We start from the raw sequence: 14,868 nt of genomic DNA, 5'->3' as shown, positions 1-14,868 counted from the left end.
AAATGCGATCTGTGTATCGTTTTTTACGCTTGTTTTGTATGTGATGCTTTTCTTCATCCTATGGAAAAAACAGAATCTCTGATTACGAGTTCGGCTGAGAACATATTCATTTGTGGGGCCGGTTCTTCCTGGGCATTGAGCTGTAATGCCAGGTTAGCAGCCCGCCGTGCCATCCTTTCTATTGGGTAGTGTACAGTCGTTAAAGAGGGATAGAGATATCGTGCCGGGACAATATCATCAAACCCAACGATCGACAGTTGTTCCGGTAAGTTGATTTTTCGTTGATGAAGGGCTCGCATCATGCCGGCAGCCATAACATCGTTGAATGTCACTGCGGCAGTAAAGTTGATGCCGCTGTCCAAGAGCTTTTCTGCTGCCTGTTCTCCGCCTTTTTCGTCAAATGGAGCGCTGATAACCCAATTGCCAGGTACGGTGATACCCGCATGAGTCATTGCAGAATAATATCCCTCCAGGCGGAGTTTTCTATCATCAATAGGCAGGTCTGTCGTTATACAGGCGATTTTTCGATGACCATTTTGGATAAGGTAGTGGGTAGCAGCCTGTGAAGCGCTAACATTATCTAACCAGATGCATCGGTTGGCGATTGCAGGAAAATATCGATTAACAATCACTAATGCTGGCGTATGCGCTGCATAACGTAATATATCTGTATCACTCATTCGAGTGGTATGTGCCACTATCGCTTCGCACCCTTGATTGATTAAAAAATCTAAGGCGGATTTTTCGAGTTCAGCTTGATGCCCACCACTACACACCATCAGTTTTACCCCTTTTTTCCGGGCAATTTCTTCAACTCCGCGTGCTAAACGGGAAAAAAAAGGATCAGCTAAGTTACCGGTGAGTAAACCCAACATATCCCCACATCTTTTTGCCAGGGCAAGTGCAGCAGAATTTCGGTGGTAGTTGAATTCACGCATTGCTTTCTCTACACGTTCACGGGTACCTGGTTCGACGTAAGCTGTGTTATTGATGACCCGGCTTACGGTAGCCACGGATACTCCCGCTTGATGTGCTACGTCTTTCATTGTAGCCATATTCCTTTCCTCAGCAGTTTATGTAATCAATGACAAATGTGAAACGGGGATCATAGCCTAATTTATTCAGATTATCATGAAAGGATTTATATACCTTATTGTGACCGAATAATATGAATCGGACTTATTTGAATAATCTTGCATGAATGGTTTAGTTATAATGGGCATGTATTGAAGGCTACCCGTTCTCCCTGTCACTTAATCAGGGAGAGCCGATTAAATGACAGGGTGTATAGGAGCGCAGGTATCATCTTTTATAGCAAAAAATGGCCTGTAGCTTGAAGGTATTTGGGGGGGACATAGAGATCATAATTATTTTCTTTGCAAAATAACCTCAATTCAGTCATTGATCCAATTGATAATTTATCATAGATGATTTTAAAATATTTTTCTAAGCTACGGCATGAAATCTTCATTTCATTGGCGATAAATCTATTGCTGACACCACGGCAGAATAAAAAAATTATTATCCATTCTTTCGCTGTCAATATATTATTAGGGGGTCTGAGTCTAACAGAGGTAGATGAGTCATTTTTAATGTAATTGTATAGCGAAAAATGGCTTATGTCTTTAGTGTGACCAATTATCCCTATGCATTGATTATTTTCATCCATTAACGGATATTTGTCACAAGAATAGGATTTAAGTTTTTGACCATTGTCTGGCAGATAAGCCCCAATAGATGATACTTTCTGCATAGACTGTAAAACCTTACGGTCATGTTCTTCAAAAAGGTGAGCAAAGTTATTAAACAGTGTAGGTAATTCTTTATCAGTATATCCTGTAACATTAAAGTTTTCTGGTAATTTGTTTACTTTAATAAATACTGGATTTGCATACATAAAACGGAATTCTTTATCTTTTACAAACCATGATTCATGACTTTTATCCCACATATTTGTTAACTGAGGGGTAATTTGGCTCATATGTGACCTTAAAAAATATAAATAAAAAAATATTCTAGTAATGAACAAAGACAGTGATTCGTTCTATGGTGAGCTACCTAATAATCAGAAGTAATCGCATTGCTACGATTGTCACTATATTTTAGTGCCAGATTAGTTATACCATTTTATTTAAACTCCAGTTTTGTATAAGTTATTACAATAAGATAATGAATTTGTTTCGAATGGAATGTGAGATGTGTTATCGGTTTCATGTAATCGGTTTCATGAAGTGTGAAAATGTGATCCACGCATCAATTTTTGATCTTGTTTTATCTACGATGCTCTTTTTTATCTGGACCAGCATAGAGTCTGACAGCCATAACCGGATGGAGACATAGTATAAGTTAGTTAATCCAATGCCGTTATCAGAATAACCCATTCTAGTTAGTTATTTTGTATTTATTGGTCGTATTTATTTAGATAAGACTATTAGATGTATTTTGTTGTTTTCTTACGGCAGATGTTTTATTCCAGATAAGTAAGTTAAATTCCCCTGTATTCTTGATGTAAAAATGTTAGTAATTTGTTCTTATTGATTTGATTTGTGGAAAAATTATTTAATAATTTAAATTAAAGCAGTTAGTTACGTTTGGTTTTTGTTATGGTTTATTTTTATTGTCTTATTTGCATTTTGAACATCAATGTGGGGATATAGGGCAATATATGGGGGGTAAACAGACTTTCTTGTGTGTAAATATTGATTTTGAGTTTTTGCTCTATATTATTTTATTCCACTTATTCATTTAATCGTATTTATAGATATATAAGCTCATTATGCCTCTGAGCTTAATATTTTTGTTTTCTTGTATACTTTGTTGTCTTTGTGAATAAATTTCTTTTTATGGACGAAATATGTTTAAAAAATTTGAATAAACCATCTCTGATATCAGTTATAACGAGGTTTTTTTCTCTTTTATTTCATTGTTTAGAAAAATAATAGCCCGAAAAATGACTGAAAACAGCAATCAGCCTGGATTAGAACAGATTATATAAAAGAATATCTGATTGATTGCTGTCATTGTTTTTTCCGTGGAAAGGTCAGAGAGGTTGTATCGTTCACGGGACATTAGATTCTTAAAACAACTGCTATATCCGCCAGATGCAGTGGTTTTCTATTTAACCTCAACTAAATTAAGGGATTGTTTATGGGGAAATCATCAAACCGCAGTACAGAATATTTCTTTACCGGGAAATATCAAGATGATGATGATGGTAATAATATTGTCGCTATTGGGGTAGGGGGAGTTATTTATGCTAAAGGAGGAAATGATCATATTACTGTTGGTTCGCTAGGGGCAACAATCTATGCCAGTTCTGGCGATAAGGCTGTGGATGGTGGTGCCGGATATTTAAAAATAGTGAGTATGGACGGTGATCTGGATGTACATGGTGCCGCAGGTTACGCAAGTATTGATAAAAACGGCAATGGCAATATTTCATTTGCTGGCGCGGCGGGTGGTGTTTCTATGGATCACCGAGGAAGCCGCGGTAATTTAAATTTCTCCGGGGCCGCTGCTTATAACAACCTGAGTCGTAAAGGACAGTCCGGTGATGTGACGTTTAAAGGGGTCGGCGGTTATAACGAGTTATGGCACGAAACTAATCAGGGTAATGTAAGCTTTAGTGGCGCAGGAGCGGGTAATAAAATTGATCGTACCTGGTATGGCGGTTATGAGAAAAGCCACGGTGATGTGACATTCGCTGGCGGGGGTGCCGCAAATAGCATCAGCTCACGGGTTGAAAGCGGTAATATTGATTTCACAGGTGCAGGGATTGATAACCACATTATTCGTAAAGGGAGAGAAGGTGATATTATCTTGCATGGAGCAGGAGCATCAAACCGCATTGAACGCTTGCGAGGAAGTAAAGATGAATATAAACAGACTCGCGGTAATATCGAATTTGAAGGTGCAGGTGGTTATAACAAAATTTATTCTGATATAGCTCATGGTAATATCAGTTTCTCCGGTGCCGGTGGTTACAATGAAATATCAAGAATAGGTGAAGATAGCGATTCGCATAATAAAGCTCTGGAATACACTAAAGCTAGAGAAATTGTATTAACAACGGCGAAGATGGGAGTCAAGAAACCCCAGCAAGTGACAGGCATTAAATCAACTACTGAGCTTAATACTTATCTCTTTGCATTTGCTGATGAAAAGTATACTAAGATCAGTAAAGTTCAGCTGAGAAATGATCCTGAAACCGATAAACTTAGTTATTACGCCACTTCATGGCGTAAAAATGGTAATCAACTCAAAGATCTTGCTACGAAAAACATCTCTTCAGAGAATGGATTTGATTATATAAGCAATGATAATGATTATCGTCTTTTCAATTTAATCTTTGAACATTATCAACCCGTTACTATTCAACATACTGTTGAAGAAGATTTGCAGGAAAATCGATGGGTGACTTATGCCAGCGGAACCACCGCTAAAGCAGAAGATATCACGCTGATTGATGCAAAAATGCATGGGCGTGCAATCCATTCTGATGGTTTGGTATTGGATGTTTCAGCGGTGAAATCGAATCGTCGATCAAATGCTTATGTCTATGCCAAATATGTCGAGTCATATACCAAAGTGGTCATGGTAGAGTTGAAAAATGATCCTAAAACCGGAGAGCTGAAATATTATGCCAGTGCGTGGTACAAAACAGGCGACCATACCCGTGATTTGGCCAATGAAGATTTTTCACTCGCAAATGGTTATAGCTCGATGGCGGTGGGGGGATATTCACTAACTGACCTTAAATATAAAGTCGATACTGTAAGCCGTGTCTCTGAGCATTTAGAATATATTGAAGAAAGTAGTCATCAGGTATTGGTGAAATCATCTTCGGATATCGGTGATAGCACCGGTGATGTTAAGTTTAACGGTATGGGTGGCGGGAACGTTATTAAATCCAGTGTGATATATGGCAATGTTAATTTTAAAGGCGCAGGGGCTGCGAACGTTATTTTGCATAGTTCGAAATTCGGTAATACGAACTTTGATGGCGCTGGTGTTGCCAACGTCATTGTGAAAAATGGTGAACAGGGTGATTTGGTTTTTCGTGGCGCAGGTCTGGCAAATGTCCTTGTTCACCAAAGTCAGAATGGAAACATGGATGTTAACGCCGGTGGTGCTGCAAACGTTCTGGTTCGTGTCGGTGATGGGCGGTATCTGGCACATCTTCTGGCGATTGGCAATATTTCTATCCACAAAGGTAACGGTGAAAGTCAGGTTACCATGCTGGGGGGATATAACACCCATACTCAAATAGGTAATGTAAGTAATGGCAGCGCGAATTGGGTAGGTGCTGGCGGTTTTAATGTCATGACCCAAGAAGGTAAAGGGGATATCTCCTCAGTACTTTTGGGCGGCGCTAATGTGTTGACCAAGCTTGGCGGAGGTAATTTGGTTTCCGGTATGCTTGGGGGGGCTAACATTATCACGCATATCAGTAGTGATAGTACAATCTCAAACACCACAGCAATTGCGTTGGGTGGTGCCAATATCCTCACCAAAAAGGGAAAAGGTGATGTCATTGCGGTGATGGGCGGTGGTGCGAATGTTCTTACTCACATTGGTAACGGTAGTACGCAGGGTGTGATGTTGGGTGGTGCCAATATCCTGACCAAAGTAGGCAATGGTGACACTACTGGCATTATGCTTGGGATTGGTAATGTGCTGACTCATGTCGGTGGCGGTCAGACACTGGGTGTCATGGGGGCAGCAGGTAACATCTTTACTAAAGTTGGGGATGGAACTGCAATTGCGGCCATGATTGGTGTTGGCAATATCTTTACTCATGTTGGCAAGGGTGATGCATGGGGATTGATGGGTGGTCTGGGTAATGTCTTTACCAAAGTAGGGGATGGCAAGGCGCTGGCACTGATGGTAGCCGCCGGCAATGTGTTTACCCATATTGGGAATGGGATGAGTGTTGCCCTGATGCTGGCTAAAGGCAATGTCGCCACCAAAGTGGGTAATGGCATGACATTGGCAGCCATGATAGGTGAGGCCAATGTGATGACCCATGTTGGTGATGGTCAAACATTTGCCGCGATGATCGGGCAAGCCAATATCCTGACGAAAGTGGGTAATGATTTGACTGTCGGCTTAATGGTGGGTAATGCCAATATCTATACTCACGATGGTGGTGGGACAAGTATTGGTTTGTTTGCCGGTGAGTTGAATGTGATGACCAGAGTAGGTGATGGTACAACGCTGGCGGCAATGTTTGGTCAGGCTAATATCATGACGCATTCTGGCGACGGTTTAACTGGGGTGCTGGCACTGGGTGAGGCGAATATCGTCACTAAAGTGGGTGATGGTTTTATGGGGGTTGTGGCAGCAGCTGAGGCTAATGTAGTCACTCATATGGGGACATCAACGACGGCGGCCGTGCTATTAGGTAAAGGTAATATTCTGACGAAAGTGGGTAAAGGTACGACGGTCGGCCTGCTTATTTCTGATGTGGGTAACGTCATGACACACGTTGGTGATGGTACAACTGTTGGTTTCGCTACAGGTAAAGCCAATATCATTACCAAAGTGGGGAATGGCACCGGTATTAACGCTGTCTGGGGGGAGGCTAATATCCTGACTCATGTTGGTAATGGCGACCGTTACAATTTCGCGAAAGGTAAAGCCAATATCATTACCAAAGTGGGAGGAATGCGAGAAGTCACGGTAGTCCAGGGAGATGCCAACATTATCACCCATGTGGGTAACGGTGATGATTACACGGGAGCCTGGGGCAAAGCTAATATCATTACTAAGGTAGGCGACGGGAATAATGTGGTACTTGCCAAAGCTGATGCCAATGTTGTGACTCAAGTCGGTAACGGTGACAGCTTTAATGCCTTGTGGAGTAAAGGCAATATTGTCACCAAAGTGGGTGATGGTATGCAGGTTACCGCAGCAAAGGGTAAAGCCAATATCACCACCACTGTGGGGAATGGTTTAAGCGTGACTGCGACGCATGGCGAACTTAATGTGAATACCAAAGTGGGTGACGGCGTTTCAGTCAACGCGGCATGGGGTGAATATAACGTCAATACCAAAGTCGGCAATGGTCTCAATGTTGCGATCATGAAAGGCAAAGGCAATGCCAATATTCATATTGGTGATGGTTTGGGGATTAATGCCTCTTATGCACGCAATAATGTGGCGATTAAAATTGGTAATGGTGATTTTTACAGCCTGGCTGTTGCGTCAAGTAATACTGAAAGCAACAAATTAGCTTCTTTCTTTGACAATATCAAACAGACGGTATTGGGTGTGGGAGGCAGTCAGGCGATTAATTATTTGGTGCAGGGTGATGAAGCTAACACGTCTGGAACACATAAAGGCAGAGGCGCGATCAATTTAACCGAAGTTTCTGCCATTGATGGCTTCCAGATGGATAAAATTAATGAAATAAGTTCGGATTTGAAGAGCAACTTAAGTGGCACAATAACCCCGGTGGAGACGCCTGATACCGAGGTTATCCAAAATGCTTTGCAGATAGATCAGGATAAGGCATCACCACAAGCTGATGCGGTTATCAGGCATGCGAAGCAGGATAAAGCCGCGCAAAATGCGTTAAGCGATAAAGAAAAAGCTGAGATGAATCGTCAGCTCCTGGAACAAGAGAAAGATAAACAGCTTAAAACAATTTCAAAATCACAGCTCCAACTAGAATCAACCAATCAAGATGCGCTGAATAAGAATGGGCAAGTACAGCGTGATGCAATAAGTGAAGAATCCAGGATAGTCACAAAAGAATTATTCTCCATGACTCAAGGTATGGATGCACTTAATAACTATGGAAATTATGATGGCAAATCAGGTGATGAGTGGCGTAATCGGTTTGCTGTTGGATATCTGGATAACACCCAGAACAAATTAAATGATGCCAAACTTACGGCACAGAAAAAATTAACTGATGCACAGCAACACCTTATTGATAAACGAGAAGTAGTAAAAACAGCAATTGAAAAATCAGAGGCAGGTTTAGAGAAAAGTTTCGATAATATAGATAATGCAGACAAAGATATTGCAGACGCTATGCAAAAAGCAGAGTTGAGAAAAGAAGAGGCGTTATTGCAGAAACAACGGGCCGAAAAAGCTGAAAGTGACGCCAATACCGCGTATGAAAAAGCGAAACAGCGTGGTGAAAGTGATAGTGCAGCGGCGAAAAATAAAGCGGCACAGGCGCAGAATAATGCAAAAGGCGCGAAACAGGCTGATGATGCTAAACCGGATCGTACCGGTGCGACTGGCAGTGGTTTATCTGGAAAAGCTTATACATCAATTGAGGTGGCGAAATCGAAGAGTCATATCAATCCTGCATCGAAAACTGAATCTGACGGTTGGATCAGTGAAGATCTTGCACTAACAAAAGAAGATTTGGCCGCCTTGAATAACGCGCAACAGGCAGTCAATCGGCTACAGCTCAACAAGGGCATCCGTTCAGGAAATACGGGGGCTTCGATTATTTCAATGTTTGCCGAGAAATCATCTGATAGCATTGTGGAGTCAACCTCAAATGAACCTAAAGAATTAACCAGAAAAGCACCGACGATTTCAGGTATTGATCTGCAAGGATTAGGGGGAGATAACCATAAATCTCGTTCTTCTGTACTTAAAGAATTAGAGCTTGTCTTACTGGATAAGAGAAACAAACGGTTTATTGATTCTACCAAAAGACATCTTGGTTCGATAAATACCGATCTGCCTAGTAAGACACTGGTGGCCGTACGTGAGGCTTTTAACAGTACCGTCGAATGGCCCGATGAACAGCATGTATTGCAGCTTGAGAAGGCGCTAGCTCATTGGCAACAGCATGATCCCAAAGAATTTGCTCAGCGCAGTAAGCTGGTGAAAAGCTTGCGTTTTGAGATGGGGGAGCTGGTTGCTCATATTCAGGCCCGGAGAGCTGAGTCAGCCGGGATTTTGGGTATCACTATACCACCTGAGCAGGTTACGCAGTTTGAACAGCAAGTATCGTTTGATGGGATTGGCCGTGTGGTAGGTCTGAAAAGTGATATCCCACAAGACGAGATTGATCGCATTACTCATTTGCAAATTAAGCCATTAACCCTGATTAACTCTGTAGCAGAACGGGATGCACCTAAGACCGAAAGTGAGAGCCTTATCGTTTTCGTCAGCCGGTTAGAACAGGCGGCTATCCCAGAAAGTAGGCCCCTGATTGAACGCGCCAGAGAACTTTGGCTTACCGGGCAAGTAACAAATGAAAAAACTAAAGAATTATTTAAGGATGCGGTTACCCAGTTGCAAACGCACCCTGAGTTGCACGCGCTGACTCAACAGCTGTTGGCTGATGTCAACAAAGAGAAGGCCACCGGACAATATATTGATAACCTATTTGGCCGTCATTTTGATTCTGAACTGGCTTATGAACTGGTGAAAACGGCATCACCGGAGGCGAAAGATACCGCTAAACAAACAGGTCACTTTTTGGTACAGGACTTTGAGAAGTGGATAAGTGGTTTTTATCCCGAAGGTGCTGAACGTGACCAGAAAATTGCCAGCAAGATGCAATCTTTTGCCAAGTCTATTGATAAGGATTTTCGCCCTTGGTTCAGTAGGGTGCCTGAGGTAACGACATTCCTGGACGATCCGACTTTTGCCAATTTCAAGACCATGATGACTAAGGTTGATGATGGTTTTTCTGTGATTAAGGTGCCGTTTCTGGCGGTAAAAATGGCGATTACACCGGGAATGGGGATGGATAGTGCTGACTGGAAGAGAAAAGGGGATATTTTCTATCAGAATGTGATCACTAAAGCCCGTTCAACCAGTACTGAGCTGACTACCGGGACTGATGTTACGCACAAAGTCGTTACCACGGAAAAGCAGACCAATGATTATGGCACGGCGTTACCTTACCAGCCGGCGAATAACAAACATGACGACTTTTTGTATGGCAGGAAGGTTGCAGCAGGTCGGATCTTGACCCCAGGGCGGGAAACTGCATTTGAGCGTAATGCGTTAGCGCAAGGTCAATCTGTGGTGACAGGTGCGTCTGGCTCGACCAATATCATGGTTCACCTCAATAACTATATTGCCAGCAACCGACCTACCTTCCCAACTGGGCAGAGCTATCTCAATACATTGGCGTTTTTGGTATTTGATGGTGGTCATTCTGTTAACGAAAGTCTGGCGGTTTACAAGGCATTACAGGCAACGGGTGATGAGCGTCAGCAGGTACTGAACAGCTATACCGCTAATTATAAGGATCTGGCAGATATTGCTGGGGAATCGGGTAAGGTATGGATAAATCAGGCGCTGGATAGTGCTTTTAAAGAAACACTGGAGTTTTCTCAAAAGTATGCGGTGGTAAAACCGCAAAACCGCCCTGCGCTGGAAGATTTAGACGGATTATCTGGCAAAAATAAAGGGGTAGAGCCGACTATTATTGACGATAGTCATCTGAATAAGAAAGTTGATGGCTGGCAAATGGTAGAGGTGACGCCACAGATTGATGGTCGCGAAACGCGTTTTGAGGGTCAGATCATTCTTCAGATGGAAGATGACCCGATAGCTGCCAGAGCAGCAGCTAATCTGGCGGGTAAACACCCGGATTCCAGTGTGGTTATTCAACTCGACTCTAACGGTAAATATCGTGTTGTTTATGGCGATCTGTCTAAATTATCAAACAAATTACGCTGGCAGGTTGTTGGTCATGGCCGTGATACGTCAGAGCAGAATAACATTCGTCTGAGTGGTTACAGTGCCGATGAATTGGCGACGAAATTAACGCAGTTTTATCAGAATGCTAAACTGGGCGAAAAGGCCATCAGCAAACCCGATCATATCAGTCTGGTGGGCTGTTCACTGATTAGTGATGATAAGCGGGATGGTTTTGCCCGCCGTTTTATTACAGCGTTGGACAAGCAAGGGATTCGTAGTGATGTTTCGGCTCGCCGTAGCGAAGTGGCGGTTGATACAACAGGCCGTAAATTTACCCGTGACGAAAATAACCAATGGGTTAACAATTTGCCTGATAACAAAATCGTATTGAGCTGGAATGCAGAGAATAAACTGAGCACTCATACAGAACAGGTTCGTCGTGGTATTGCTGAAAGCGATATCAACTTCTCTAAAGTAGGTTACACAGAGGCTGATTCAGTTACCAAAGGGGCGATTGCCGATAACACTGAGGTTTTTATTAAGCCACAGAAGCGTGAAAAGGTTAACACCAGCGATAACTCGCATCGTCAGCTCAGTTACTCCGGTAATATCCAGGTGAATGTTGGTGATGGAGAGTTTACCGCACTGAATTGGGGAACATCGAACGTCGGTATTAAAGTGGGAACCGGTGGTTTTAAATCACTGGCTTTCGGTGACAACAATGTGATGGTTCACATTGGTCATGGTGATAGCAAACATAGCGTGAATATCGGCGACTATCAGGCGCTTGAAGGGGTGCAGATGTTTATCGGTAATCGTAACGTCAGCTTCAACCAGGGGCGCAGTAATGACCTGATTGTGATGATGGATAAATCCATCCCAACGCCACCACTGGTTAATCCATTTGATGGTGCTGCACGTATTTCTGGCGTACTGCAAAACATTGCCCATTCCGGTGAACAGCAAGACTGGTTAGCGGTACAAGATCAGCAATGGACATTGGTTGGTGCGGAGAAATTTGTTCAGGATATGTCTGGCTTGGACCAAACCAGTAGTGTGGATTACAAGACACTGGTTGATCTGGATTCTCAGCATGAACGCAGTAGCCGTGGCCTGAAAAGTGATACTGAAGCCGCGTTGAATAAGAAATTCAACCAGTGGTTAAGCCGTAATAGCAATAATGCTGATATGGGCAAAATGAGCCGTGCAGATAAATTCCGTCAAGCCAATGAGAAACTGGCCTTTAACTTTGCGGTCGGTGGTCAGGGTGCGGATATACAGGTGACAACCGGTAACTGGAACTTGATGTTCGGTGACAATATCCACTCTATTCTGGATACCAACCTGGGTTCCCTGTTTGGTTTGATGACCCAGCAGTATTCAGCAACGGGTATGGCGAAAACAACTTTTACCTACAACCCGCAGGATTTACCACGTCAGCTTAAAAACAAGCTGCTTGGTCGATTGGCGGAAGTGGGGGCAGATACCACCTTAGCAGATATCTTTGGTGTGGATTACACCGCGGATGGCCGGATTGTTTCCCGCACAGGCGAGCCTGTGGATGGCGTGGCTATTCTGAAAGAGATGTTGGAAGTAATAAGGGAATTTAGTGGTGATCAATTGGAAGCTTTCACCAACCCAGAGAAATTGCTGGATAGTTTGGAAGCTGGCATCAATATGGGAAAAGATGGAGTCAGGACATTTGCAGAAGATCATGGTTTGAAAGAGAAAGCGCCTGATGAAAATCAGGAACGAGGAGCTGTGATTAGCATCAACGAAAATAGTGTTCAAGCTAATGGCAAAGTAGAAAGTGCATTTGGTTTTAATTCGCTGAATTTACCTAACCTGTTTGCGACGATGTTCAGCAAACATAAACAAGAAGAGATGAAATCGTTAGTCACCAATTTGAAAAAGAACCTGACAGCTGATTTGCTCAATATGCAAGAGAAAACCTTTGATTTCCTGCGTAACAGTGGTCATCTGCAAGGAGATGGCGATATTCATATGTCGTTGGGTAATTATAACTTCAACTGGGGCGGTGATGGTAAAGATCTCGGTGCCTATCTGGGCGATAACAACAACTTTTGGGGTGGTCGTGGTGATGATGTTTATTACTCATTAGGGACATCCAACATCTTTGCCGGTGGTGAAGGGAATGACATGGGCGTCCTGATGGGACGTGAAAACTGGATGTTTGGCGGTAAGGGTGATGATACCGCAGTAGTGGCCGGACGCATTAACCAGGTCTTTATGGGTGAAGGTAATGATCAAGCGTTTGTCTTTGGTGAAGGTGGCCTTATTGATGCGGGTAACGGGCAGGATTATGTTGTCACTTCCGGTAACTACAACCGGGTAGATACCGGATCAGGTCAGGACTATGCTGTGACCATTGGCAATAACAACCGGGTTGATTTAGGCGAAGGCAATGACTTTGCCAGAGTATTTGGTAATGACAACCGGATCGACGGTTATTCCGGCAATGATACGATTAAACTGATGGGCTACCATGCGGTGATTAACGGTGGAGAAGGTGATGATCACCTGATAGCGGCGGCTATTTCGAAGTTCAGTCAGTTTGACGGCGGTGAGGGGCAGGATCTGCTGGTACTGGGCGGTTATCAAAACAGCTTCCAAGGTGGAGCGGGTGTAGACAGTTTTGTGGTTAGCACTGAGGTGATTGATAACCGGGTTAACGATATCAGCGCAGAGGATATGATCCTATTCAACGGCGTTGACTGGAAAAACCTGTGGTTCCAGCGCAGCGGATACGATTTGGTGCTGTCGGTGAATCGTCCTGCTCAGGATAAAACCGCGCAGAGTATATTTGAATCAGTAGGGGCAGTCACCTTTCATGATTATTTTAATGGTCATCGCGCAAAATTAGTGGCTCAAATGGGTAATAAGGATGCATCAGGAGAGCGTGAATTTACTGCACTGTCAGATAATGCAGTTGATTCTTTGATTCAGGCTATGAGCAGTTTTGCCCCGACAGCGGGGGATAATGGTTTCATTGAGAATCTGGATAGTAAGGCGAACGTCGCTATTGCAATGGCGTGGACAGATACCACCATCGGCAAGGGGAAGTTTGCCTGATTAACGCTTTATAATAAAAGTAAAAAGTAAGAAAAAAGTTGTAAATAAGAATAAAAATGGCTCACAGAACAGGTGGGCCATTTTTTGACGTGGTTGTTGTTATTTCCGCTGTTCAGTCCGCTCAGTTTTTTGCTTAATATTCCTTCAATATAAAAGAAAGTATGCTACTATTCGCCGATGAAGAGAAAAAAACACCAACGCCACATGACGCTGTTTTTAAACAGTTTTTAAGTCATATTGATACTGCCAGAAAGTTTATATCGTTATCGTCATTTAGTGGAGAATGCGTTCGCCAGATTTAAACATTTTCGTGCAATAGCCACAAGATACGATAAGCTTGAACGGAATTACACCAGTATGTTGGCTCTGGCATTTATCATTGTCTGGTTGCCAATGTGGGCTGAATGAATGATGACCTTAAAACATCAACAGACCCTATACATTCAATGAGTGTAATTGTGGTGTTTGTCACAAATGTTGATTGAGTATTTTTTTGCAATCTGATGTAAATCTGAAAAATACGTTTCCTCATAAATTGAGTTGTTGATGGCATCTTATTAACAAATGCTTTTTAATTTAAGAAATAATCTGTTTTCTCCTGTAATTAGTGGTTGAAAACCATATTGTTCATAGAAATTTTGTGCTTCTTCAAGGGCATCGACTATAATCGCATAAATCGCAATGTCTGTTATGGCTAGCGTGCGTTTAATTGCATCAGCTAGTAACATCCTACCTATTCCATACCGTTGCGCTTCTTGGCTAACAGCCAGTTTGCCCAGTAGCGCAGCTGGTACAGGTCTGTGAGGTAATTTTTTAGTAAGATGTAATGGTAGATCACTTAGATCGATTGATAAGGATGAAAGCGTGTAATAACCTACAATTTTATTTGGTTCTATTGCATTTGTTGCTACAAATACTTGGCTGATCCTACGCTTTACATCTTGCTTGGCTTGTTTTTGAATATATTCATTTAATGAGTCAATTCCACAATAAAAATTTGCTCTGTCATGGTTTTTGCCTAGGGGCTGTTGACGTTTTGAGAGGAATTACGGAACAGCATGATGATGGGGTATAATTGCTTTCGCCAAAAAACGACTCTACCTCACCATCATGCCAAGAACTATGTTAACAGATGAAGTATGGAAT

General features: G+C 42.6%; 4 protein-coding genes and 2 pseudogenes. 3 read left to right on the top strand and 3 right to left on the bottom strand.

The genetic code is table 11. The features are described from left to right. Positions 1 to 53: 53 nt before the first annotated feature. On the bottom strand, positions 54 to 1,055 hold the full coding sequence (locus C5470_RS18515; RefSeq protein ID WP_166291158.1) for a LacI family DNA-binding transcriptional regulator: 1,002 nt from the start codon (positions 1,053 to 1,055) through the stop codon (positions 54 to 56). A 254-nt stretch (positions 1,056 to 1,309) separates the two neighbouring features. Continuing rightward, positions 1,310 to 1,981, bottom strand: coding sequence for a helix-turn-helix transcriptional regulator (locus tag C5470_RS18510; protein WP_166291156.1), 672 nt, complete (start codon positions 1,979 to 1,981; stop codon positions 1,310 to 1,312). Between the two features lie 1,166 nt (positions 1,982 to 3,147). Here C5470_RS18510 and rtxA point away from each other — a divergent pair. The 3 genes and pseudogenes from rtxA to C5470_RS18495 all read left to right on the top strand — a co-directional run. Beyond that, positions 3,148 to 13,722 carry an MARTX multifunctional-autoprocessing repeats-in-toxin holotoxin RtxA gene (gene rtxA, locus C5470_RS18505; protein ID WP_166291154.1) on the top strand — a complete coding sequence of 3,525 codons (10,575 nt, stop codon included), beginning with the start codon at positions 3,148 to 3,150 and terminating at the stop codon, positions 13,720 to 13,722. Positions 13,723 to 13,883: 161 nt separating this feature from the next. Beyond that, positions 13,884 to 13,988 (top strand): annotated as a pseudogene (locus C5470_RS18500) (Rpn family recombination-promoting nuclease/putative transposase); the annotation flags it as partial. Continuing rightward, a pseudogene (locus tag C5470_RS18495) lies at positions 13,978 to 14,130 on the top strand (transposase); the annotation flags it as partial. The pseudogenes C5470_RS18500 and C5470_RS18495, both read left to right, overlap by 11 nt. A 149-nt stretch (positions 14,131 to 14,279) precedes the next feature. Here the strand turns inward: C5470_RS18495 and C5470_RS18490 are convergent. Next, positions 14,280 to 14,648 (bottom strand): GNAT family N-acetyltransferase, encoded by a 369-nt coding sequence (locus C5470_RS18490; RefSeq protein WP_422631086.1) that lies wholly within the window; start codon positions 14,646 to 14,648, stop codon positions 14,280 to 14,282. Positions 14,649 to 14,868: the final 220 nt, after the last annotated feature.

The sequence above is a fragment of the Photorhabdus stackebrandtii genome, assembly GCF_011189495.1.
GTDB classification, from domain to species: Bacteria; Pseudomonadota; Gammaproteobacteria; order Enterobacterales; family Enterobacteriaceae; genus Photorhabdus; species Photorhabdus khanii.
This window is presented reverse-complemented; position numbering and strand designations above follow the sequence as displayed.

Bases quoted from the DNA above. Each gene is read 5' to 3' on its own strand.
- rtxA (WP_166291154.1), top strand. From the start codon at position 3,148: ATGGGGAAATCATCAAACCGCAGTACAGAATATTTCTTTACCGGGAAA.
- C5470_RS18510 (WP_166291156.1), bottom strand. From the start codon at position 1,981: ATGAGCCAAATTACCCCTCAGTTAACAAATATGTGGGATAAAAGTCAT.
- C5470_RS18515 (WP_166291158.1), bottom strand. From the start codon at position 1,055: ATGGCTACAATGAAAGACGTAGCACATCAAGCGGGAGTATCCGTGGCT.